Source organism: Bacillus altitudinis 41KF2b (genome assembly GCF_000691145.1).
Taxonomy (GTDB): Bacteria; Bacillota; Bacilli; order Bacillales; family Bacillaceae; genus Bacillus; species Bacillus altitudinis.
Genome location: NZ_ASJC01000004.1, coordinates 217,496 through 236,744 on the forward strand (window position 1 = coordinate 217,496; position 19,249 = coordinate 236,744).

Consider the following 19,249-nt stretch of genomic DNA (forward strand, 5'->3'; position numbering starts at 1 on the left):
CATAAGTTATGCGTCAAAAGCTTCTTTTAATAAACGATACGATGTAAGACGGTCTTGCATGTGATGTGTGATGGTCACAGCGATCACTTCATCTGTACGATACGCCTTTGCGAGTGCTGTCAGCTGCTGCTTCACAGAAGATGGTGTGCCAACAACCATTCTCTGTCGATTGGCTGCTACTCGTTTTTGTTCATATGGACTGTAGGAATAGGCCTTTGCCTGTTCAAATGAAGGAAAGCCTCCAAGGTTCTGTCCTTGTTCGTTAGCTAATAATGATAAATCTAAGCTAACAGCCAATTTTTCTGCCTGTTCCTCTGTTTCTGCACATAAAACGAAGACCGCAAGACTGACACGCGGCTCAGCACCAAATTCTGAAGGTTCAAATCGGTTGATATACTGCGACACAGAGTCTTCTCCGCCTTCTCCATTAATGAAAAGAGCAAACGTATAGCCTGCACCTGCTTTTGCGGCAAGCCGTGCACTTCCTCCAGAGGAACCTAGCATCCATACCTCTGGGGCAGTATCTACTTTCGGAGAAGCGGTCAGGTGAGGCAGCGGATAAAATTCATCGGCTAAATCATGTAAATACACCCTTAATTCTTCTACCTGCTCAGGGTATTGATCACCAAGTCGCTTCCGTTCTCCATGATGAAGGGCAATGGAGGAGATCGGCATACCTCCAGGAGCACGTCCAATGCCAAGATCAATTCTGCCCGGAGCCAAGGCTTCGAGCACTCTGAAGTTCTCTGCTACTTTATAGGCACTGTAGTGGGGCAGCATGACGCCGCCTGAACCAATACGGATATGTGACGTCACAGCTGATAAATGACCGAGAAGCACCTCTGGACTCGATCCTGCGAGCCGGTTTGAAAAGTGATGCTCTGATACCCAAAATCGATGATAACCCCATTTCTCTGCCTGCTTCGCCAGCTCGACTGTTTGCTTCAGCGCCTCAGCAGGCGTCGCATCTCCAATCAATGGAGATTGATCCAGTATACTTAATTTCATGATGTCGCACCTCTTACAGAAATCCCCCTCTCTCACTTGAAAGGGGGATTTCCTGATTTATTTTCGATTAAAGCCCTTCTCTTTCACAAAATCTCCGAGGAAAGCACGTTTTGGCTGGCTAAAGCCTCGAAGCATTTGCTCAGACCATGTATCTTTTCTCTCACCGTTTGTTCGTTCTTCATAATATGATGAAATACGATCATCGTATTCTTTTAAATAACGATCCACATGAGCTTCGTCTTGCTGATATGTGTTTTCATGGTAGATCAACTCAACGGGCAACCGTTCCTTTTGAGATGATGGATTGGCAGGATGTCCTATGGCCAGACCGAATAGCGGCAGCACATAGGAAGGTGTTTCAAGTAGTTCGGATACTTCCTTCAGCTGATTACGCAGTCCACCGATATAGCAGATGCCAAGTCCCATAGATTCTGCGGCGACACTGACATTTTGCGCAGCGAGCGCCGCATCAATCACACTGATCAGAAAGGCTTCAGTATTCTCAAGCGCTTCTTGATGGTTTTTCCCTGCTTTTTTTGCGATATAGTCGTGGCGTTTCAAGTCTGCACAGAAAACAAAAAAATGCCCATTCTTCTCAACGTATGGCTGATTTCCAGCCAGTTCAGCAAGCTTCGCCTTCTTCTCCTGATCTGTTACACCAATGATACTATACGCCTGTACATAGCTTGATGTCGAAGCAGCCTGTGCACTTTTGATAAGTGTCAGCACTTCTTCCTCTGTCAGACGCTCATCTGTAAACGAACGGATGGACCGATGATTTAAAATGGTTTCTATCGTTTTATTCAATTCGAAGACCTCCTTCACTCCTACTATCATAAGACAAATGAATATTGCTTTTCAAAAGTTAGAACTTACGCCAAAAAGGCAGCCTACGCTTAGACTGCCCTTTACCCGTTTTATTTAAATAAATAACTTTGATATTTCGTTAATTGAACACTTGCATTATAGGCGATACCGAATCCAATCAGAACAGATAAAACAGAGCTTCCCCCGAAGCTGATGAATAAGAGCGGTATCCCCGTTACAGGCATAACGCCTATGTTCATGCCAATGTTCTGGAATGTATGGATGACAATCAATGCTGTATATCCTACACAGAAAAATGACGCAAACCGGCTATAAGGATGGATACGGTCAATCAGCACAACAAGCCTGTAAATCAGGAAGAAGAACATGATGACCACAAATGCACAGCCGACAAAACCAAAGGCTTCCCCTATGATAGAGAAAATCATATCTGTCTGTGCTTCTGGAACATACACTTTTAAGTTTTTAACACCGTTCCCGAAAATTTGTCCTGCCCCAATTGCCATAATGGCTTGCTCGACTTGATATTTATCCGATCCAGATGCATCTTGTGTCTGGGCTTGGTTGGCTGTCGAAGAACTATCAGGCAGCCAAGCGGTAATCCGGTTGATCTGATACTGCTGAATCCCGATCTTTTGTGCGAAATCAGGGAATAGAATAATCACGGCTAACACAGCGGCAACTAAGAGCACAACCACTGAACCGATGAGAGAGATCAATTTCCAGTTGACCCCTGATAAAAAGACCATGACAACGACAATAAACATACATACCGCAGCCGTACCTGCATCTTGCAAAAAGATGAGTCCGACTGGTACAGCAGCCACGCCGGCAATTTTTAATAGTAGGAAAATATCATCTTCTAATGTTCGTTTTCCTCTTGGGGTTGCCTTCCCAATGACAGAGGCGAGCATCATAATCAAACCAATTTTCATGAACTCTGAAGGCTGAAATGTTCCAATTCCCGGTAACACAAACCAACTTTTTGCACCATTTTTAATTGGAGCAAAATCATGACCTGCAATTTGTGCAGGAGCAATTTTTAAAAGAATTAAGAGCATAATGCCGCCTATAAAAATATATAGGCTTAACTTTTCTAATTGTTCCAGATCGAAGTAATTAATAGCCACAATACAGATGACCCCGACCATGTAGTAAATGATCTGTCTGGTCCATGCATTAGATCCATATTGCCCAAACTGTCCCGCAGCATAAATAGCGATGACACTGATGGCAAAGAAGGCTAAAAATATAAAAATCAAATCTCCCTGATAGTAAGGAGATGTATTCTGCTTGTTCATGAACTAACCACCCTTATTACAAAACATAAAAGCCCTTATTTATATTAGATTGAAATTTTCACAAAAGCAACTCACCTTAAATATGACGGAAGTGACACCTGAAAGGTTCCATTCTATTTTCAAAAAATGAAATACTTTTCATCCTAACAATAGGAAAAAATTCCTTTCCACTCTATCATGACAACCGATCATAAGTCCTTTAAAAAGATTATTTTACAGATTTTAAGGGGAAAATTCAATGACTTATGTGGCGATATGAAAGGTGAACATCTTGCCAGCATAAGCTTAACTGAGGTATAAGAAAAAAAACAATTTCTGCGGAATAAGGCCCATTTTCCAATTATTGAGTTTACTTCAAAGTCAATTGTGGTATAATATTTGTAACAAAATGTTCACAATATCTCCTAAAAACAGACACAATTGCATCCTGACCTCTCATTTGAATTGAACATCAACTTACAAAGGAGTTGGATACGATGGATATGTTCTTTGCGTACCTATGTATTGCAACAGCTACACCCCTGTTTTTATGGTTGGAAAACAGAAAGATTGCATTAGCATCTATTCCACCCATCATGATTATGTGGATTTTCTTCGGTCTTTACATGACAAGCAGTTTATCTCCAGCAGGACATACCTTCATGATCGCATTCTTTGCCATTAACGTGATTCTGGCTCACATTGCAGCTTTCCTCATCTATGGACTTCCATTCATTCGTAAAAGATTCAGCAGCAGATAGATATCACATCATCAATTGGAAGCGTTATCACAATCAGCATAAAAACCACTCACCTATGAAAGATGAGTGGTTTTTTATTATTTCTCTGAATGCTCAGACTGCTTTGGCGCAGATGGTGAATAACCGTCTTTGCTGTTCTCTCCGTGGCTGTAGTGAGCCGCGAAGATCCAAACAGACCCGATGACGAAAATGATCGCACAGAACAGACCAAACAAAGTATTTCCGACTTGAACAGTTCCGTTCTCACTCTCTGTCATGTGCATGAACATGAACAGCTGCAAGAATGCTTGAATGAAGGCAAAACCAAAGATAATCCATAGTTTTGCGGAACTGCCAATTTCAGCTCCGATGGCAATCCAGAATGCTAAGATGGTTAGCACAATGGAGAGAATGAAGCCGACTACGTGTTTCCAAGGGAAGTGTTCGTGCTCTGCTGAGGAATGTGTTTTTCCAGCCATATCACAAAAGCCCCCCTAATCCGATCAAGTACACAGCTGTGAAGATGAAAATCCATACAACATCAAGGAAATGCCAGTATAGACTTGAGATAAAGATCTTCGCTGCTGTTTGTGGTGTTAATCCACGTTTTTTAATTTGGAACAAGACGCCCGTAATCCAGAAGATACCGATGGATACGTGTAATCCGTGAGTTCCTAAAAGAACAAAGAATGCAGACCAGTATGCACTTGTATGGATGCTCGCACCCTCATGTACATAATGGAAGAATTCGAAAATCTCAAAACCAACGAAGCCTGCACCTAGAAGCAGTGTCAGAATCGTCCAAATGACAACCCCTTTTGTACTTCCACGGCGCATTTCATGAACGGCAATCCCACATGTAAATGAACTCACCAATAGCAGGAATGTCATGATCAATACAAGCTTCATATCAAATAGCTCAGCTGGCAAAACGCCGCCAGCTGTTCTGCCATGAAGAACAAAGTAGGTCGCAAAAAGTGTTGAGAATAACACGATTTCCGCGCCAAGGAATATCCAGAAACCAAGGATGTTTAAACGTCCTGTTTCAGACTGATATTCAAGCGGTGCATTTGCATAGCTGCTATCATTATGTCCCATTACTTCTGCGCCTCCTTATTCTTTTTCTCTGTTTCAATCACTTCTTCAACAGGAATATAGTAGCCATCGTCATATTCAAATGAACGTAAAATCATTGTTGCGAATACACCGATTAAGCCGATAACGCCAATCCAGTACCATTCAAATACAAGACCGAATGCACCAAGTCCGAAGAATGCAGACATGATCAGCGGTCTGCCTGAATTGTGCGGCATGTGAATTTTCTTGAATTCTTTTTCAGGATGAACGTCTACATTGTTTTGCTTCCAATGATGGAATGCATCTGGTGACGTCACTTCTGGAAGTGCTGCAAAGTTATAATGCGGCGGAATTGCAGAAGATGTCGCCCAGTCAAGCGTACGTCCTTCTCCCCAGCTGTCTCCAGACACTTCACGTTTCGCGTGTCTCCAGCTGTAGTAAATGTTATAGCAAAGGATGATGAATCCGATACCCATCATGAATGCACCAATTGTTGAAATAAAGTTTAGTGCAGTCCAGCCATCTTCTGGTCCATACGTATAAATACGTCTTGGCATTCCTTGCAGTCCTAAGAAGTACTGCGGGAAGAAACAGATGTTAAATCCGATCATGAATACCCAGAAGAACCATTTGCCGATTCGTTCGTTTAACTTGTAACCAAACATTTTCGGATACCAGAAAACAAGACCTGCAAAACAAGCAAATACAGTACCTGCGATTAATACATAGTGGAAGTGGGATACAAGGAAGTACGTATTATGGTACTGGTAATCCGCAGCTGCCATCGCAAGCATAACTCCAGTCACACCACCGATTACGAAGTTCGGGATGAAACCAAGTGCCCAAAGCATTGGAGATGTAAAACTGATACGGCCTCGATACATTGTAAAGAGCCAGTTAAAGATTTTCACACCTGTTGGTACAGAAATCGCCATTGTTGTGATCGAGAAGAATGAGTTAACCGCTGCACTGTTCCCCATTGTAAAGAAGTGGTGAACCCACACAAGGAAACTAAGAACAGAGATTGCCACAATCGATACAACCATCGCTTTGTAACCAAACAACTGCTTTCTTGAGAACGTCGCAAAGATTTCTGAGAAAATACCGAAAGCCGGCAGGATAACGATATATACCTCAGGATGTCCCCAAATCCAGAAAAGGTTCGCCCAAAGCATTGGCATACCGCCCGCTTCGAGTGTAAAGAATGCTGAACCGAATAAACGATCGAATGTCATAAGTGCTAAAGCAACTGTTAAAACAGGGAATGCGAAAACGATAATGACAGACGTGATCAATGTTGTCCATGTAAACATCGGCATACGCATAAGCGTCATACCTTTTGTACGCATTTTTAAGATGGTCACCATGAAGTTAATACCTGTCATTAGTGTACCAATACCTGCAATTTGGAGCCCGAGCAAGTAGTAGTTCTGTCCAGGTCCTGGTGAGAAATCATTTCCGGCGAGCGGCATGTAACTCGTCCAGCCTGCACTTGGTGATCCTCCAATAACGAAGGAAATGTTGAACAGCATTGCTCCGACCATAAATGTCCAGAAGCTCAAGTTGTTCAAATAAGGGAATGCAACGTCACGTGCACCAATTTGAAGAGGAACCACGACGTTGATTAAACCAATTAAGAATGGCATCGCCATGAATAAAATCATGATCGTACCATGCGTTGTGAAAATTTCATTATAGTGGTTTGAATCTAAAAACGTATTATTAGGAAGCGCCAGCTGCGCGCGCATCATCAGTCCGTCTACCCCACCGCGGAAGAACATAATCACAGCAGCAAGGATATACATGATTCCAAGCTTTTTATGATCAACTGATGTCAGCCATTCTTTCCAGAGCCATTTCCACTTTTTGAAGTAGGTTAAAACAAACACAATGGCAATGGAAGTAAGAGCGATAGAAATTTGCGCACCAAGAATTAATGGGTCTCCAGTTACAAAAAACTCATCCCATTTTAAATGCATAACGGCCTCCTCCTTTCCTTAGTCAGTTTATTCGTTTTCTAGTTTTCTTTTATAGTTCTTCACATTCTCGAAAGGATCTGTCTTGGAATGCGGAGAAACTGATTGGTAACCTAAACGTTTGCGTGCTTGGAGTGCATATTCAGAATCCTCTCCGTGCTTCGCAAAAGATAAATGTGTTGATGAGAATGTCTGCACATCTGCAGCATCAGGAAGCATCAAGTAGTCATACGTTTTCTTCGTTAACTTTGGTGCTTCTTTTTTCGTTTTATTTACCCATTTATCATAGTCAGACTGCGTCATCGCATTGACTTTGAATTTTTGCTGAGCAAAGCCTTCGCCTGTGAAGTTGGCGTTTCTTCCTTCATATGTGCCTACTTCATCAGCTTGAAGATATTGTTCCATTTCCATTCCAGCCATCGCATACTTCTCCCCGCCTAGCTGAGGAATCCATAGTGATGCCATTGTATCAGCGGAAGTGATTTTGAATAAAACCGGCTGATCTTTTGGAATGTTTAAGTAGTTCACTGTTTCAATATTTTCCTCTGGATAGCTGAAGATCCATTTCCAATCAACTGCTGTAGCATAAACGACAAGTGGATCTTTATGACTTGTTGCTTGAGGCGCCTCTTCCAAAGAGTAAATGGTTTTTACAGTTGGAACTGAAAGGGCAGCAACGATTAATATTGGGATCACTGTCCAGACAACTTCTAGAAGCGTATTCCCGTGTAGTTCTGGGTTATAAGAGGCGTTTCCAACGTCCTTACGCTCACGGTATTTAACCAAAATGATGGTAAACAGTACAAATACCGCACCAACGATAAAGAGCATGAATCCAATAGATAAAAGGATTAAGTCTTTTTGTTGTGCTGCGACTGGTCCTTTAGGATCTAAAACAGCGATATTGCTGCAACCTCCTAATACAAAAACACTCACGAGCATCGCTAATAAAAGCATAGGTTTAATGGCTCTGAACAAGAAGATCACCATCCTTCCTTAAATAATGTATAAATTGCTGAATAATTGTGAAAAGCCATCTGCCTTCGAAAACTTTTCTTCCCTTTGTAATGCTATCAAAATCTGTTGGAGTTAGCTCCCCTTTTTTCAAAAGTTCATTTATTTTTCAACAGATTTCTATTGAAATGTCATAAATTCGCCATAAATTTATATTATTGCACACACAATAAATTTCTAGGAATTTGAAAAGTTGAGAGTTGAAGGCAAAGGACAAACAATCAAGAACTTTGTCAAATTTAGGTTTACCACAATAAAAAAGTTTGGTCAAATTTCAATTTAACTTAATGAAATTTTATCTAGGTAAACAATTCTAAAATAGGTATCCCCATATTTAACAAAAACCTTACTCATTTTAACGCAAGTCGACAAGAAAAGAAAGTATCGATCCTCCGCCTATGCGCTGTAATGATTGGTAATGGTGATAAATGAGTGGAAACTCGCTAAAGACTTCCAGCAAAAAACCGGCTTATCGCCGGTTTCTCATTTATTCATCTCTCACCAAAATGTCTGGTCGTCTATAGATGCTTCCTTCATGTTCTATGTCTATATACGTCCACTTGCCTGTATAGGTTAAAAAGCGATTTCCTTCTTTCTCGACGACCATCGTATCTTCTGATTTCAATCCTGGTAAGGAAGGATTCCAAGTGAATACTTGATGAAGCTGGATCTCTTCCACCGATGAAGGAACTGCAATGATCTCTCTAGACACAAATCCAGTCTTGCCTCCTTGGTGAAGCTTTTTCCAGCTATCAGGAAATCCTTCTTTTTCATATTGAGCAATGCCTGCCTTCAATACATCTCCAATGGTTTTCCCTGGACGAGTAGCCGCATTCATGACCGTGTCAATTCGCGCAAGCCTTTCCTTGTTTTCTTCAAGCTCCTTTGGTAGCTGTCCAAAGTAAACGGATCTTGTGACATTTGCCACGAGTCCATGCCGTTCAGCACAAAGGACAACCAGTGCATGCTTTTGAAGTGCTTTTTCTGTTGGGATCGGGTGGCGATATTGATGAATCCGGTCATCTGTCGCCACAAGCAGCACTTCTATCGTCATCCCCTGCCCGATCGCTCTTTGAGCAACAAGCGAAGCAATTTCATGCTCCGTCTGTCCTGGAACGATTTCTTGGCAGACACTTTCTACAATAACCGCTGTTTCATGACAAAGGGTTTCGTATTGGCTGAGCTGTGGCGCTGAAAGGATCGATCGAACACGAGACAAATCAGGTTCGATCCATTCCACTCCTTCCATGTGAATGTCCGCACCGATTCGTTTGTCTTTTATGAGTGTTTGAATGTAAGGAGTCTCATCCTCAAACCAATCCATTGTGACGACTTGAAAGGGATGGTCAAAATACGCCATTTCTTCTTCAATGATTCGTTTTTCTTCCATTTGATTCACAACTAGGACAATATCGTCTTTCAACACAAGTAGCTGACAAACGCCCTCTGGCGTGTTTAACACAATGTGGTTTCTTCTTCCTCCTGTAAGCCAAGAAAAGTTATTACGCTTTTGAATGAGAACTCCGTCGAGTTGTTTTTCTTCCATTAAAGTTCTTACCTGTTCAATCATCAACTCATCACCTGCCTGTATGGAGTGTTTGAATGAAACGTTTAAATGCTGTTTTCCCTTGCTCTGTTCTTTTAAACACACCCGCCTGCGCGAGTATACGAGAAAAAATGAGGCCGATTTCTTTTTGTAAGATGGTTTCTACGTTGTCCTTCGTAAAGGTATTCTCTTCGATCAGACGCTCTGCCCATGACTCGTGCTTCATGATAGACGGGCAGGCTTTGATTTCTTCAAGAGGTTTTTTGGATAGCAGCGACGCTTTTAGCTGGCTTAATTCCTCTGCTAATCTTCCAGGAAGGACGGCGAGACCCATGACCTCAATTAATCCGATATTCTCTTTTTTAATATGATGAACTTCTTTGTGCGGGTGGAAGATTCCGCCTGGGTGCTGCTTGTCTGTACGATTATTTCGTAGCACGAGATCTAATTCGTACTCATCCCCATGACGGCGTGCGATTGGTGTAATGGTATTGTGCGGGGTCTCTCCTGTATGTGAGAACAGCCCCGCTTCTGGATCTGAATACATTTTCCACTCATGTAATATAAAATCCGCTGCCTCCGCAAGTGTCTGCTGGTCGCTGCTTTGAAGCCTAATCACTGACATCGGCCATTTCACAATACCCGCCTTCACCCTCGGAAACTTTTCGAGAGAAATCACTTCTTCCATCTTTGCTTTCGCCATCGGAAATTCATGAGCACCACCTTGAAAGTGGTCATGACTTAATATGCTGCCTCCAACAATGGGAAGATCAGCATTTGATCCTATGAAATAGTGCGGATATATCGATATGAAGGAAAGCAGACGCTCGAAGGTCTTTTTAGATATCTGCATTGGTTCATGCTCGCCCTTGAACACAATACAATGTTCGTTGTAATACACATACGGCGAGAATTGCATAAACCACGACTCATTTGTAAGTGTCACCGGAATAATCCGGTGATTCTGTCTTGCTGGGTGATTGATGCGTCCCCCAAACCCAACGTTTTCTTTACAAAGGAGACAAAGAGGATATTGCTTTTGACTCAGCTTTTTGGCTTCAGCGATCGCTTTTGGGTCCTTTTCCGGTTTCGATAGATTAATCGTGATCTCAAGCTCACCATCTTCTGTCGGTGTAAACCACTGCACGTTTTTGGCGATTCTGCCTGTATGAATATAGTGGGCATGCTGCTGCATTTCATAAAACCAGCTTGTCGCTGCCTTTGGCCCGCAATGCTTGCGTTTCTCTTCAAACTTTGCATAGATGACACTCGGAGGCGCCACCAAGCAGCCCATGATTTTGGCATCTAATAAATCACGATACGTATCTGTCCCGTCAGGAATAAGACCTGTTTCAACTGCCCAATCGAGCATCGGCATTAAGATGTCTTCAAGGTCGCTGTCTCCTGAGACTGTTCTTGCCTCAGCATCATCGAGACCAAGCACCTCTAGCAGCCGGTTCCTTGTATAATCCATATCTAGTGGTGATATTAGCTCTTTATTGATCCCGTATTGAATCAGCTGTTCTAGCTTTTCAAAAATATCAATCGCCATTCCCTTTGTCTCCTCCCTTGCCTGCTACACGTTACTCACTTTGATAGCCATCTGGATGTTTCTGAAACCAATCCCATGCACTTTGAATGATGGTGTGGAGATCTGCATATTGCGGCTTCCATCCTAGTTCTTTCAGCGCTTTTTCTGATGAAGCAATCAGCTTAGCCGGATCACCCGCACGTCTTTCTGCCACCTGTGCTGGAATGGCATGCCCCGTCACTTCTCTTGCAGCTTCTACGACCTGCTTCACAGAGAAGCCTGTGCCGTTCCCTAAGTTGTACGTCGCGCTTCCTTTTCCTTCACGCAGACGCTCAACCGCTAGAATGTGTGCCTCTACTAAATCCATGACATGAATGTAGTCTCTAATGCATGTACCATCCTCTGTTTCATAATCATCACCGTAAATCATGATTTGATCACGCTTTCCTAAAGCCACTTGTAGAATAATCGGAATTAAATGCGTTTCTGGCTGATGATCTTCACCGACAATCCCTTCTGTATGAGCACCGGCTACATTAAAATAGCGAAGCACAACATATTCAATACCATATGCCTGCTCAGACCACTTCAGCATTTTCTCAATCGCGAGCTTCGTTTCCCCATAAGGATTTGTTGGGTTCGTCTCATCCGTTTCAACGATCGGTACACGCTTTGGTTCACCATATGTCGCAGCAGTTGAAGAGAATACAATGCGTTTCACATCAAATTCATTCATCACCTGAAGTAAAGCCGTTGCCCCTCCGACATTGTTGTCATAGTACTTCAGCGGGTCTGTTACACTTTCTCCAACAAGTGAATCTGCCGCAAAGTGCATGACCGCTTCTATGTCATGCGTTTGAAAAACCCGTCTTAAAAAAGCATGATCCCTTAAATCTCCCTCTTCTAATACGGCACCCTTTACGACTGCCTCTTTATGACCTGTCTGCAAATTATCCACAATTACTACTTGTTCTCCTTTAGCCAAAAGAGCCGCTACCGCATGACTGCCAATAAAACCTGCTCCCCCACATACTAAAATTGCCATCAAAATTCCTCCTTCGTTAATTCTCTAGCGCCGCCTCCAATTCCAGCTGTGTAAAAAGAGGCTTGAATGCCTGTTTTTTCTTGATAAATCGCACCTGTTTCTTCTATAAATGAGTCCAGAAGCTCTTCTTTCACAATGCTGACGGTACAGCCCCCAAAGCCAGCACCTGTCATACGGGAACCAATCGCCCCTGGATGTTGCCATGCGGCTTCAGCCAGTGCATCTAGCTCAAGCCCAGTGACTTCATAATCATTCTTTAAAGAAAGGTGAGATGCCTTCATGAGTGCACCTAGTTCTTCCATTTTATCATCTTTCAGAAAATTTACTGCTTTCATGGTCCTCTCGTTTTCCGTGATGGCATGTCTTGCACGTCTTCTACACGTTTCATCTTGTATCAAATGATCATGCTTAGCGAATTCATCCTCCGTGAGCTCACATAAATGACCGATATCTAATTCTTTTCTAAGATCGCTTAAAGCAGATTGACATTCCGAACGGCGCTCATTGTATTTGGAATCTGCAAGTGTTCGTTTTTTATTTGTATTGGCAATGACAAGTGCCAGACCCTCTTGCCGAAATGGGCTGTATTCAAAGGAAAGCGTGTCACAATTGAGCAAAATAGCGTGACCATCTTTTCCAAGACTAATTGAAAATTGATCCATAATGCCGCAGTTCACGCCAATAAACTCATTTTCAGCACGCTGCGCAAGAAGGGCTAGGTCGATTTGCGTTACACCGAATGACGACCATTCATTGATCAAGACAGCCGTGACGAGCTCAATAGAGGCAGAAGATGACAGACCTGCGCCATTTGGAATATTGCCAGCATACACAATATCAAAGCCTTCTTTCACATCCATGCCTGCTTCGATAAACTGTTGGAATACTCCCTTCGGATAATTCGCCCAGCCGTCCGATTTTGAGAAAGCGATTTCAAAAAGGTCGAACTCTTTCACACCTTCTTCTTCAAAATTCAAGGAATACATTCTGACGCGTCCATCTGATCGTCTTGCTCCCGCAGCATATGTACCAAGAGTGAGTGCACATGGAAAGACATGGCCCCCATTATAATCTGTGTGTTCACCAATCAGATTGACTCTGCCTGGGGCGAAAAAATAGCGGAGTTCTTCCTGATCTCCAAATTGCTGGTGAAATGCTGCTCGTAATGTGTCGATCATATCCATTCCCCTTTTCTCTTCTGATAATCTTATTTTAGTTGCCCCGTCAGCTGAAGTTCAATGGTAAAAAAATCGTTAAAAAATACCCTTTTTTTGCTGTGAATGGTACGATGTGATATGAGGTGTAACATGATTCAAAATAGAAAAAGGTTGTTTTTTGCTGTGAAGGAGGGTTTCCAATTTGAAGAAGGAAGCATTTGCATTTCGTTTTCACCATTCTGATGTGACATTGCCGGCCCAAATCTGGTCTGTTGGCTGGGAAGTTCAATCATCTTCGTTATACAGCTGGAATGGCGTAGAGCGGAAGGATCAGGGCAAGTGCATCTTTCAGCTCACACTGTCTGGACACGGCATGATTGAAATCGGACAGAAACGATTCAAAGTATTGCCTGGACAGGCCTTTCTGGTGAAAAGCCCCAGTGCTTATCAATACTATTTTCCAGAAGACAGTGAACATTGGGAATTTCTCTATTTAACACTTTATGGGGAAGCCTGTGACCTTTGCTTTGATCAATTTATCGATCAAGGAAAGCAGGTCATGCGTTTTCATCCGAATTCCAAACCGATCCGCCTGCTAAAGAAGATTTATGATGAAGCCAGTGAAAGACGGATTACCAATCCATTTGAGGGGTCTAGCCTTGCTTATCAATTTGTCATGGAACTGTATTCATATTTGCCAAAGCTTGAGGGACAAATGGAGAAATGGCCTGAGCCCATCGTCCAAGCGGCCTTATTTGCAAGCCACCATTTTCACGAGGAGATTGGGCCTGACGATATGGCAGCTGCGGCACGTTTATCCAAAAGTCATTTTACGAGGGAATTCAAAAAGGCCACTGGCTTCACACCGATTCATTATTTAACCAATATTCGTTTAGAAAAGGCGGAAACGTTACTGAAAACAACGAAATACTCGATTGAAGAAATCGCCATACAGTGCGGCTACCGAAACGCGAATTACTTGAATAAAGTCTTTCGAAAGAAAATCGGCATGTCTCCAAAGCAACTCCGGGAAACAAGCGATGCATAATAAAAAGCAGCCGCTTTTCAATTGGCTGCTTCTTTTACGCTTTCGTCAGGTCAACACGAATTCTCCCTTGTCTTAAAACAATGGTCATTTGCGTATCAGGGGTCATTAAATTTTCTAAAATGTCCGTTGCTGTTTGAAGCGCAATGTCCATTCGGTTGATCTTTTCCTTTTCTTGCTCAGAAAATGCTCCTGGATGTGCGGTCATTTCCTTGACTAGCCTCAACACTTGTTCATGCTGCTTTTCTGTTTGTTGATATATGGCATCATATAATTCGTCTGGCCTGCTGCTCATTTCACATCACCTATCTTTTTCATGTGTTAAATCGCATCTTCTTTTGTTTTCTTGAAGACGAACCATTTACTGGCGACATAATTGACCACGACAATCACAAAGTTAACAAGAATTTTTGCGACGGTTTCGTTGAGCGCCATTTGGCTCACAAATAAAATCATCAGCCCCAGATCTACACCTAGAGACATGAGACGGACACTAAAAAATGAAGAAAGCTCACGCATCAGGCTTTTTGTGTCACGAGCCTTTTGCTTGAAGACATACTTCTTATTGGTGATATAAGCAAAGAGCACAGCAAATACCCATGAAACAACCGTTGCTGTTTTGTAATCCATAGAAAACATCTCAACGAATAAATAGAAGCTGACTATGTTGACAATGGTTGTACACACACCCATGATCAGATACATGACAACTTCTTGATACTTTTGAAAAAGGCTATACATGTCTTTCTTCATTCCTTCTTGGTGAATTCTGTTTCTTTTAGAATACCATCTTAAGAAGAACTTCCCAAACGAACAATATGTGCGTCCTGTAAAGATGAAATTTGTTCTCGCTGATGGCATATGTCAACCTTATGGGTTTATATGAGTCAAATGATTTAGGTCTTTATCATTATTTTAATTTATAATCTTTTAACTGACTTTACAATTGTTTATTATGAGAAGTAAGAATTCAATATTTATGGGTTTTTTAGTCATTTTTTTAGGGACGTGGTAGGTGATAGATTTTACAAAATAGGTTAAATGTCATCATTTTTCGACAAAAATCTATTTTTGTACTCCATTCACATACACGTACAGTTACTAGACGGTTTGTTCAAGTCATTGGTTGCAGATGAATATGTCTTATTGAACTGGAGGATATTATGGATACGCAAGTGAAAAGAAGAGTTGACGAAGAGTGGGTTTATTTGATTCAAGAAGCGAAAAAAATTGGACTAGGCATCGAGGAAATACAAGCTTTTTTAACATCCAACGGTGATCAGAAGATGATAAACAAACCGTAATCAACGCCGTTATCCTTTGTCTTTCAGATTGCTTTGGCTAAAGTTCTAACCTGTCAATTGACCTTTTAAACATCCTTTCATGACGATACGCTACAATAATTGAACACCTCATCATACCAATCCCTTCCACTCATTGGGGTTCTGTCTTTCTATTTTTAGGAGGACAGTCCGTTCCCTGTTCTTTATATGACCCCTTTTTAGCTGTCATTCATGAAAATTGCCCATTTTCGTTATAAAACCAAGCTCCCCACCCATATATTAAGCATAAGACACAAGAAAGAAGAAAGGTGGGTGGCGCGTGAGTTCAGATTCCCTATCTTATTATCATCAAAAGAAGGATCAATATTATCACGGTGTGAACCCTGTGATTGTCCATCGTATTCGCAAGGAATGGACGTCTATCTTGGATATCGGATGCGGCACAGGCCAGCTTGGCAAAGTCCTAAAACAACAAGACCGTACCATATATGGAATTGAATCTTTTGAAGATGCGGCAAAGCAGGCTGAGAAAGCGCTGGATCATGTTTTATGCGGCAATATTGAACAGATGGCGCTGCCTTATCAGCATGAACAATTTGACTGCATCATTTTCGGAGACGTCCTTGAACATTTATTGGACCCTTGGGCCGTCTTAAAAAAGGTCAAACCTTTTCTAAAAAGGGAAGGGGCCATCTTGTCTTCCATTCCGAATATTGGTCATATTTCAACGGTTTTAGAATTACTGGCTGGGAGATTTTCTTATACAGATGCAGGATTAATGGATCAAACACATTTACGCTTCTTTACCCTTCACGAAATTCATGCCCTCTTTCAGTCAGCCGGGTTTCATGTTCGTGAGCTTGAAACCATTCGTGTACAACACCCTTCCTATACGGGCGTCATGAATGATCTACATGAATTACTCGTAAAACATGGCATCCGTTTTGATTTTAACGAGGCAGCGACTGCCTATCAATACGTGGTTGAGGCGGTTCAACTCAATGAGTAGCCCCACCATCTTATTTGTTTTATGTGTAAATGATGAGTCGATGTTTCAAGCTTGCTTCCGGCAGCTCGCTTCACTTCCTGCTCCGCACGGGTATCATGTAGAGGTTTTGCCTATTAGACATGCATCAAGTATGGCCTCTGGATACAATGAAGCTCTCACTCATCCTGCACAGTTTAAAATTTATCTTCATCAAGATACACTCATCGTCAAACAGCATATGCTTCTCGAGCTGATCCCACTTTTCTTGCAGAATCCGTCACTTGGCATGCTTGGGGTAATAGGTGCAGAAAGTGTGCCAGACAATGGAATCTGGTGGGAGAGCCATGATTGCAGAGGGAAAGTCATTGAATATCGGCACGACACCTATCAGCTACTGACGTTTGAATCTGGTCATCCACAGACAGAGCCCCAAGGTTATATCAAAGCTTCTGCTATTGACGGTCTTTTTATGGCAACACAATATGATATCAAGTGGCGTGAGGACCTCTTAGACGGGTTTCATTTTTATGATGTGTCACAGTCTTTTGAATTCGCTCAGCAAGGATATGAGATCGGTATTGCAAGGCAAGAAGAGCCCTGGTGTATTCACAAATGCGGAGATCATTTTGATGCAGAAGCATATGAAAAAGCAAGACAAACATTTCTTGCAAATTATCGATAGAAAGCACCCTTTTTGGGTGCCTTTTTTATGATATACTGTCATAAACAACCAGATCGTCTCATATGCATTGGAGTACCTTGTCCCTAATTCGTACAAAGGAGGAAACAATGGCAGACAAAAACGTTCATTATAAGAAGGTTGCCGCTTCAAAGGATTTTCGAAAACTTCTTGAGGAAAAACGCAGATTTATCGTACCGATGACGATTTTCTTTTTTCTCTTTTACTTTTCACTTCCGGTTGCTACATCCTACTTCACCTTTTTGAACACGCCAGCAATTGGAGCGATCACGTGGGCTTGGTTATTTGCCCTCACGCAATTTGTGATGACATGGGTTTTATGTGGGCTTTATGCAAAAAAAGCAGCTCAGTTCGACAAATATGTAAGCGCTTTAAAAGTTGAATCAAGAGGTGATGACGAATGAGTATGACCGCTTTTATTTTATTCATAGCGATCGTAGGTCTCACATTGGTCATCACGTATTTTGCTGCGAAAAAAACAAGCAATGCGAGTGATTTTTATACCGCAGGCGGCGGACTGACTGGATTTCAGAACGGCCTTGCCATCGCCGGGGACTATATGTCTGCTGCTTCATTTTTAGGGATCGCCGGCATGATCGCCTTAAATGGATTTGACGGCTTTTTCTATAGTATTGGCTTTCTTGTAGCGTATCTTGTCGTCCTTTATGTCGTGGCTGAACCACTGCGAAATCTAGGAAAATATACGATGGCTGATATGATTGCTGCACGATTCAAACGCCCTGCTATTCGAGGCGTGGCTGCTTTTAACACCATCACGGTATCCACTTTTTATATGATTGCCCAGCTTGTTGGGGCAGGTGCTTTAATTAAACTGCTTCTTGGCATTGATTATTGGATCGCTGTATTAATTGTAGGTGTTTTGATGACCATTTATGTCGTGTTTGGCGGCATGATCGCCACCAGCTGGGTACAGATCACGAAAGCTGTGCTTCTCATGCTGGGCACGCTGATTATTTCGCTGCTTGTGTTTGCCAAGTTTGATTTTAGCCTGCTGAAGATGTTTGAGCAGATGAAAACAGCGACCCCGCTTGGTGAAGCTTTTCTTCACCCGGGAAATAAATATGATGTGCCTTTAGAGACCCTGTCTCTGAACCTTGCCCTTGTGCTAGGAACAGCAGGTTTGCCGCACATTTTGATCCGTTTTTATACAGTAAAGGATGCCATTTCTGCGCGTAAATCTGTTCTATCCGCTACGTGGATCATCGGGATTTTTTATTTAATGACGGTTTTCCTCGGCTTCGGTGCCGCAGCTTTTGTCGGAACAGATGCAATTACGGCAGCCGATGCAGCAGGAAACATGGCCGCTCCACTACTCGCCCAAGCGCTTGGAGGAGATTTATTATTTGCCTTTGTTTCCGCTATTGCCTTTGCGACCATTTTGGCAGTGGTGACCGGTCTTGTTTTATCCGCCGCGTCTGCCTTTGCCCATGATTTTTATAGCCAGATTATCCGCAAAGGAAAAGCGAGTGAACGTGAACAGGTGAAGGCGGCACGCTTTGCTTCCATCGGCGTGGCCATCCTTTCCATCATTCTTGCATTATTTGCGCAATCTTTAAACGTCGCTTTTCTTGTATCTCTTGCCTTCGCAGTGGCAGCAAGTGCGAATTTACCGTTGATTATCTTCACTGTCTTTTGGAAACGATTTAACTCAACAGGTGCTATCGCAGGAAGCTTAACAGGTCTTCTGAGCGCACTCCTGATCGTGTCACTCAGCCCAAGCGTCTGGGACCCATCAGGGGCAGCAATTTTCACAGGAGAGCCGCTTATCCCACTATCGAACCCTGGGATTATCTCGATCCCGCTCGGATTCCTTGCAGCTTACTTAGGCACCATTTTCTCCTCTGAAAAAGCAGATGAAGACACCTTTACAGAAATTCAAGTAAAAGCACACACAGGCATGCATATGGATACAGATTGATGAGAAAAAGCCGGCTGCTCTGCCGGCTTTTTCAGTGTTCTTGCTATTTCAAAACTGTACTCAATATGGGATAAATTGGCCTTTTAATCTCT

20 protein-coding genes are annotated in these 19,249 nt (G+C 42.5%); 7 read left to right on the plus strand and 13 right to left on the minus strand.

Translation table 11 applies throughout. The features are described 5' to 3' along the window. Nucleotides 1-6: 6 nt before the first annotated feature. The 3 genes from BA79_RS09455 to BA79_RS09465 all read right to left on the minus strand — a co-directional run bounded on the left by BA79_RS09455 (nt 7) and on the right by BA79_RS09465 (nt 3,137). Nucleotides 7-1,011, minus strand: coding sequence for an LLM class flavin-dependent oxidoreductase (locus BA79_RS09455; protein WP_026050174.1), 1,005 nt, complete (start codon nt 1,009-1,011; stop codon nt 7-9). Nucleotides 1,012-1,065: 54 nt separating this feature from the next. Beyond that, on the minus strand, nt 1,066-1,815 hold the full coding sequence (gene nfsA / locus BA79_RS09460) for an oxygen-insensitive NADPH nitroreductase (RefSeq protein ID WP_017368283.1): 750 nt from the start codon (nt 1,813-1,815) through the stop codon (nt 1,066-1,068). A gap of 110 nt (nt 1,816-1,925) precedes the next feature. After that, nucleotides 1,926-3,137, minus strand: a complete 1,212-nt coding sequence (locus BA79_RS09465) for an FtsW/RodA/SpoVE family cell cycle protein (RefSeq protein ID WP_008345489.1) — start codon at nt 3,135-3,137, stop codon at nt 1,926-1,928. Between the two features lie 476 nt (nt 3,138-3,613). On the opposite strand from BA79_RS09465, the gene BA79_RS09470 reads away from it, so the two are divergent. Continuing rightward, nucleotides 3,614-3,877, plus strand: a complete 264-nt coding sequence (locus BA79_RS09470; protein ID WP_008345491.1) for a spore morphogenesis/germination protein YwcE — start codon at nt 3,614-3,616, stop codon at nt 3,875-3,877. Nucleotides 3,878-3,954: 77 nt separating this feature from the next. On the opposite strand, the gene qoxD is transcribed toward BA79_RS09470, so the two are convergent. The 8 genes from qoxD to BA79_RS09510 form a co-directional block, all read right to left on the minus strand. Continuing rightward, entirely contained in the window at nt 3,955-4,335 is a 381-nt protein-coding gene (gene qoxD, locus BA79_RS09475; RefSeq protein WP_007497818.1) for a cytochrome aa3 quinol oxidase subunit IV, read from the minus strand. 1 nt (nt 4,336) lies between these two features. Further along, entirely contained in the window at nt 4,337-4,954 is a 618-nt protein-coding gene (gene qoxC / locus BA79_RS09480) for a cytochrome aa3 quinol oxidase subunit III (protein ID WP_007497820.1), read from the minus strand. After that, nucleotides 4,954-6,912 carry a cytochrome aa3 quinol oxidase subunit I gene (qoxB, locus tag BA79_RS09485; RefSeq protein ID WP_008345496.1) on the minus strand — a complete coding sequence of 653 codons (1,959 nt, stop codon included), beginning with the start codon at nt 6,910-6,912 and terminating at the stop codon, nt 4,954-4,956. Before qoxB ends, qoxC begins: the two co-directional genes overlap by 1 nt. Nucleotides 6,913-6,939: 27 nt before the next feature. Continuing rightward, complete coding sequence (gene qoxA, locus BA79_RS09490; protein WP_089374137.1) at nt 6,940-7,896, minus strand: cytochrome aa3 quinol oxidase subunit II; 957 nt, start codon at nt 7,894-7,896, stop codon at nt 6,940-6,942. A gap of 514 nt (nt 7,897-8,410) precedes the next feature. Continuing rightward, on the minus strand, nt 8,411-9,493 hold the full coding sequence (locus tag BA79_RS09495) for a M24 family metallopeptidase (RefSeq protein WP_035702476.1): 1,083 nt from the start codon (nt 9,491-9,493) through the stop codon (nt 8,411-8,413). A 7-nt stretch (nt 9,494-9,500) separates the two neighbouring features. Beyond that, on the minus strand, nt 9,501-11,021 hold the full coding sequence (galT, locus tag BA79_RS09500; protein WP_035702479.1) for a UDP-glucose--hexose-1-phosphate uridylyltransferase: 1,521 nt from the start codon (nt 11,019-11,021) through the stop codon (nt 9,501-9,503). Nucleotides 11,022-11,052: 31 nt separating this feature from the next. Beyond that, nucleotides 11,053-12,045: a UDP-glucose 4-epimerase GalE gene (gene galE / locus BA79_RS09505; protein ID WP_024719494.1), complete on the minus strand. Its 993-nt coding sequence runs from the start codon at nt 12,043-12,045 to the stop codon at nt 11,053-11,055. Further along, entirely contained in the window at nt 12,045-13,223 is a 1,179-nt protein-coding gene (locus tag BA79_RS09510; RefSeq protein WP_026050176.1) for a galactokinase, read from the minus strand. The genes galE and BA79_RS09510 overlap by 1 nt, the downstream gene beginning before the upstream one ends. A 181-nt stretch (nt 13,224-13,404) precedes the next feature. Between BA79_RS09510 and BA79_RS09515 the strand changes: the two genes are divergently transcribed. Beyond that, nucleotides 13,405-14,250, plus strand: a complete 846-nt coding sequence (locus tag BA79_RS09515; protein WP_007497828.1) for an AraC family transcriptional regulator — start codon at nt 13,405-13,407, stop codon at nt 14,248-14,250. Between the two features lie 34 nt (nt 14,251-14,284). On the opposite strand, the gene BA79_RS09520 is transcribed toward BA79_RS09515, so the two are convergent. After that, a complete protein-coding gene (locus BA79_RS09520; RefSeq protein ID WP_035702481.1) occupies nt 14,285-14,542 on the minus strand; it encodes a hypothetical protein in 258 nt (85 codons plus the stop codon). A gap of 26 nt (nt 14,543-14,568) precedes the next feature. After that, complete coding sequence (locus BA79_RS09525; protein ID WP_024719496.1) at nt 14,569-14,952, minus strand: GtrA family protein; 384 nt, start codon at nt 14,950-14,952, stop codon at nt 14,569-14,571. Nucleotides 14,953-15,410: 458 nt separating this feature from the next. Between BA79_RS09525 and BA79_RS09530 the strand changes: the two genes are divergently transcribed. From BA79_RS09530 to BA79_RS09550, 5 genes are all read left to right on the plus strand, one after another. Next, on the plus strand, nt 15,411-15,551 hold the full coding sequence (locus tag BA79_RS09530; protein ID WP_008345506.1) for an anti-repressor SinI family protein: 141 nt from the start codon (nt 15,411-15,413) through the stop codon (nt 15,549-15,551). A gap of 298 nt (nt 15,552-15,849) precedes the next feature. Further along, nucleotides 15,850-16,539, plus strand: coding sequence for a class I SAM-dependent methyltransferase (locus BA79_RS09535; RefSeq protein ID WP_017360141.1), 690 nt, complete (start codon nt 15,850-15,852; stop codon nt 16,537-16,539). Then, nucleotides 16,532-17,200 (plus strand): glycosyltransferase family protein, encoded by a 669-nt coding sequence (locus BA79_RS09540; RefSeq protein WP_035702484.1) that lies wholly within the window; start codon nt 16,532-16,534, stop codon nt 17,198-17,200. The genes BA79_RS09535 and BA79_RS09540 overlap by 8 nt, the downstream gene beginning before the upstream one ends. A 107-nt stretch (nt 17,201-17,307) precedes the next feature. Continuing rightward, nucleotides 17,308-17,622, plus strand: a complete 315-nt coding sequence (locus BA79_RS09545; protein WP_024719499.1) for a DUF485 domain-containing protein — start codon at nt 17,308-17,310, stop codon at nt 17,620-17,622. Next, complete coding sequence (locus tag BA79_RS09550; protein ID WP_007497838.1) at nt 17,619-19,157, plus strand: solute symporter family protein; 1,539 nt, start codon at nt 17,619-17,621, stop codon at nt 19,155-19,157. Before BA79_RS09545 ends, BA79_RS09550 begins: the two co-directional genes overlap by 4 nt. Nucleotides 19,158-19,249 lie beyond the last annotated feature (92 nt).

Bases quoted from the DNA above. Each gene is read 5' to 3' on its own strand.
- BA79_RS09465 (WP_008345489.1), bottom strand. From the start codon at position 3,137: ATGAACAAGCAGAATACATCTCCTTACTATCAGGGAGATTTGATTTTT.
- BA79_RS09470 (WP_008345491.1), top strand. From the start codon at position 3,614: ATGGATATGTTCTTTGCGTACCTATGTATTGCAACAGCTACACCCCTG.
- qoxD (WP_007497818.1), bottom strand. From the start codon at position 4,335: ATGGCTGGAAAAACACATTCCTCAGCAGAGCACGAACACTTCCCTTGG.
- qoxC (WP_007497820.1), bottom strand. From the start codon at position 4,954: ATGGGACATAATGATAGCAGCTATGCAAATGCACCGCTTGAATATCAG.
- qoxB (WP_008345496.1), bottom strand. From the start codon at position 6,912: ATGCATTTAAAATGGGATGAGTTTTTTGTAACTGGAGACCCATTAATT.
- BA79_RS09495 (WP_035702476.1), bottom strand. From the start codon at position 9,493: ATGATTGAACAGGTAAGAACTTTAATGGAAGAAAAACAACTCGACGGA.
- galT (WP_035702479.1), bottom strand. From the start codon at position 11,021: ATGGCGATTGATATTTTTGAAAAGCTAGAACAGCTGATTCAATACGGG.
- galE (WP_024719494.1), bottom strand. From the start codon at position 12,045: ATGGCAATTTTAGTATGTGGGGGAGCAGGTTTTATTGGCAGTCATGCG.
- BA79_RS09510 (WP_026050176.1), bottom strand. From the start codon at position 13,223: ATGATCGACACATTACGAGCAGCATTTCACCAGCAATTTGGAGATCAG.
- BA79_RS09520 (WP_035702481.1), bottom strand. From the start codon at position 14,542: ATGAGCAGCAGGCCAGACGAATTATATGATGCCATATATCAACAAACA.
- BA79_RS09525 (WP_024719496.1), bottom strand. From the start codon at position 14,952: ATGTATCTGATCATGGGTGTGTGTACAACCATTGTCAACATAGTCAGC.
- BA79_RS09530 (WP_008345506.1), top strand. From the start codon at position 15,411: ATGGATACGCAAGTGAAAAGAAGAGTTGACGAAGAGTGGGTTTATTTG.
- BA79_RS09540 (WP_035702484.1), top strand. From the start codon at position 16,532: ATGAGTAGCCCCACCATCTTATTTGTTTTATGTGTAAATGATGAGTCG.
- BA79_RS09545 (WP_024719499.1), top strand. From the start codon at position 17,308: ATGGCAGACAAAAACGTTCATTATAAGAAGGTTGCCGCTTCAAAGGAT.
- BA79_RS09550 (WP_007497838.1), top strand. From the start codon at position 17,619: ATGAGTATGACCGCTTTTATTTTATTCATAGCGATCGTAGGTCTCACA.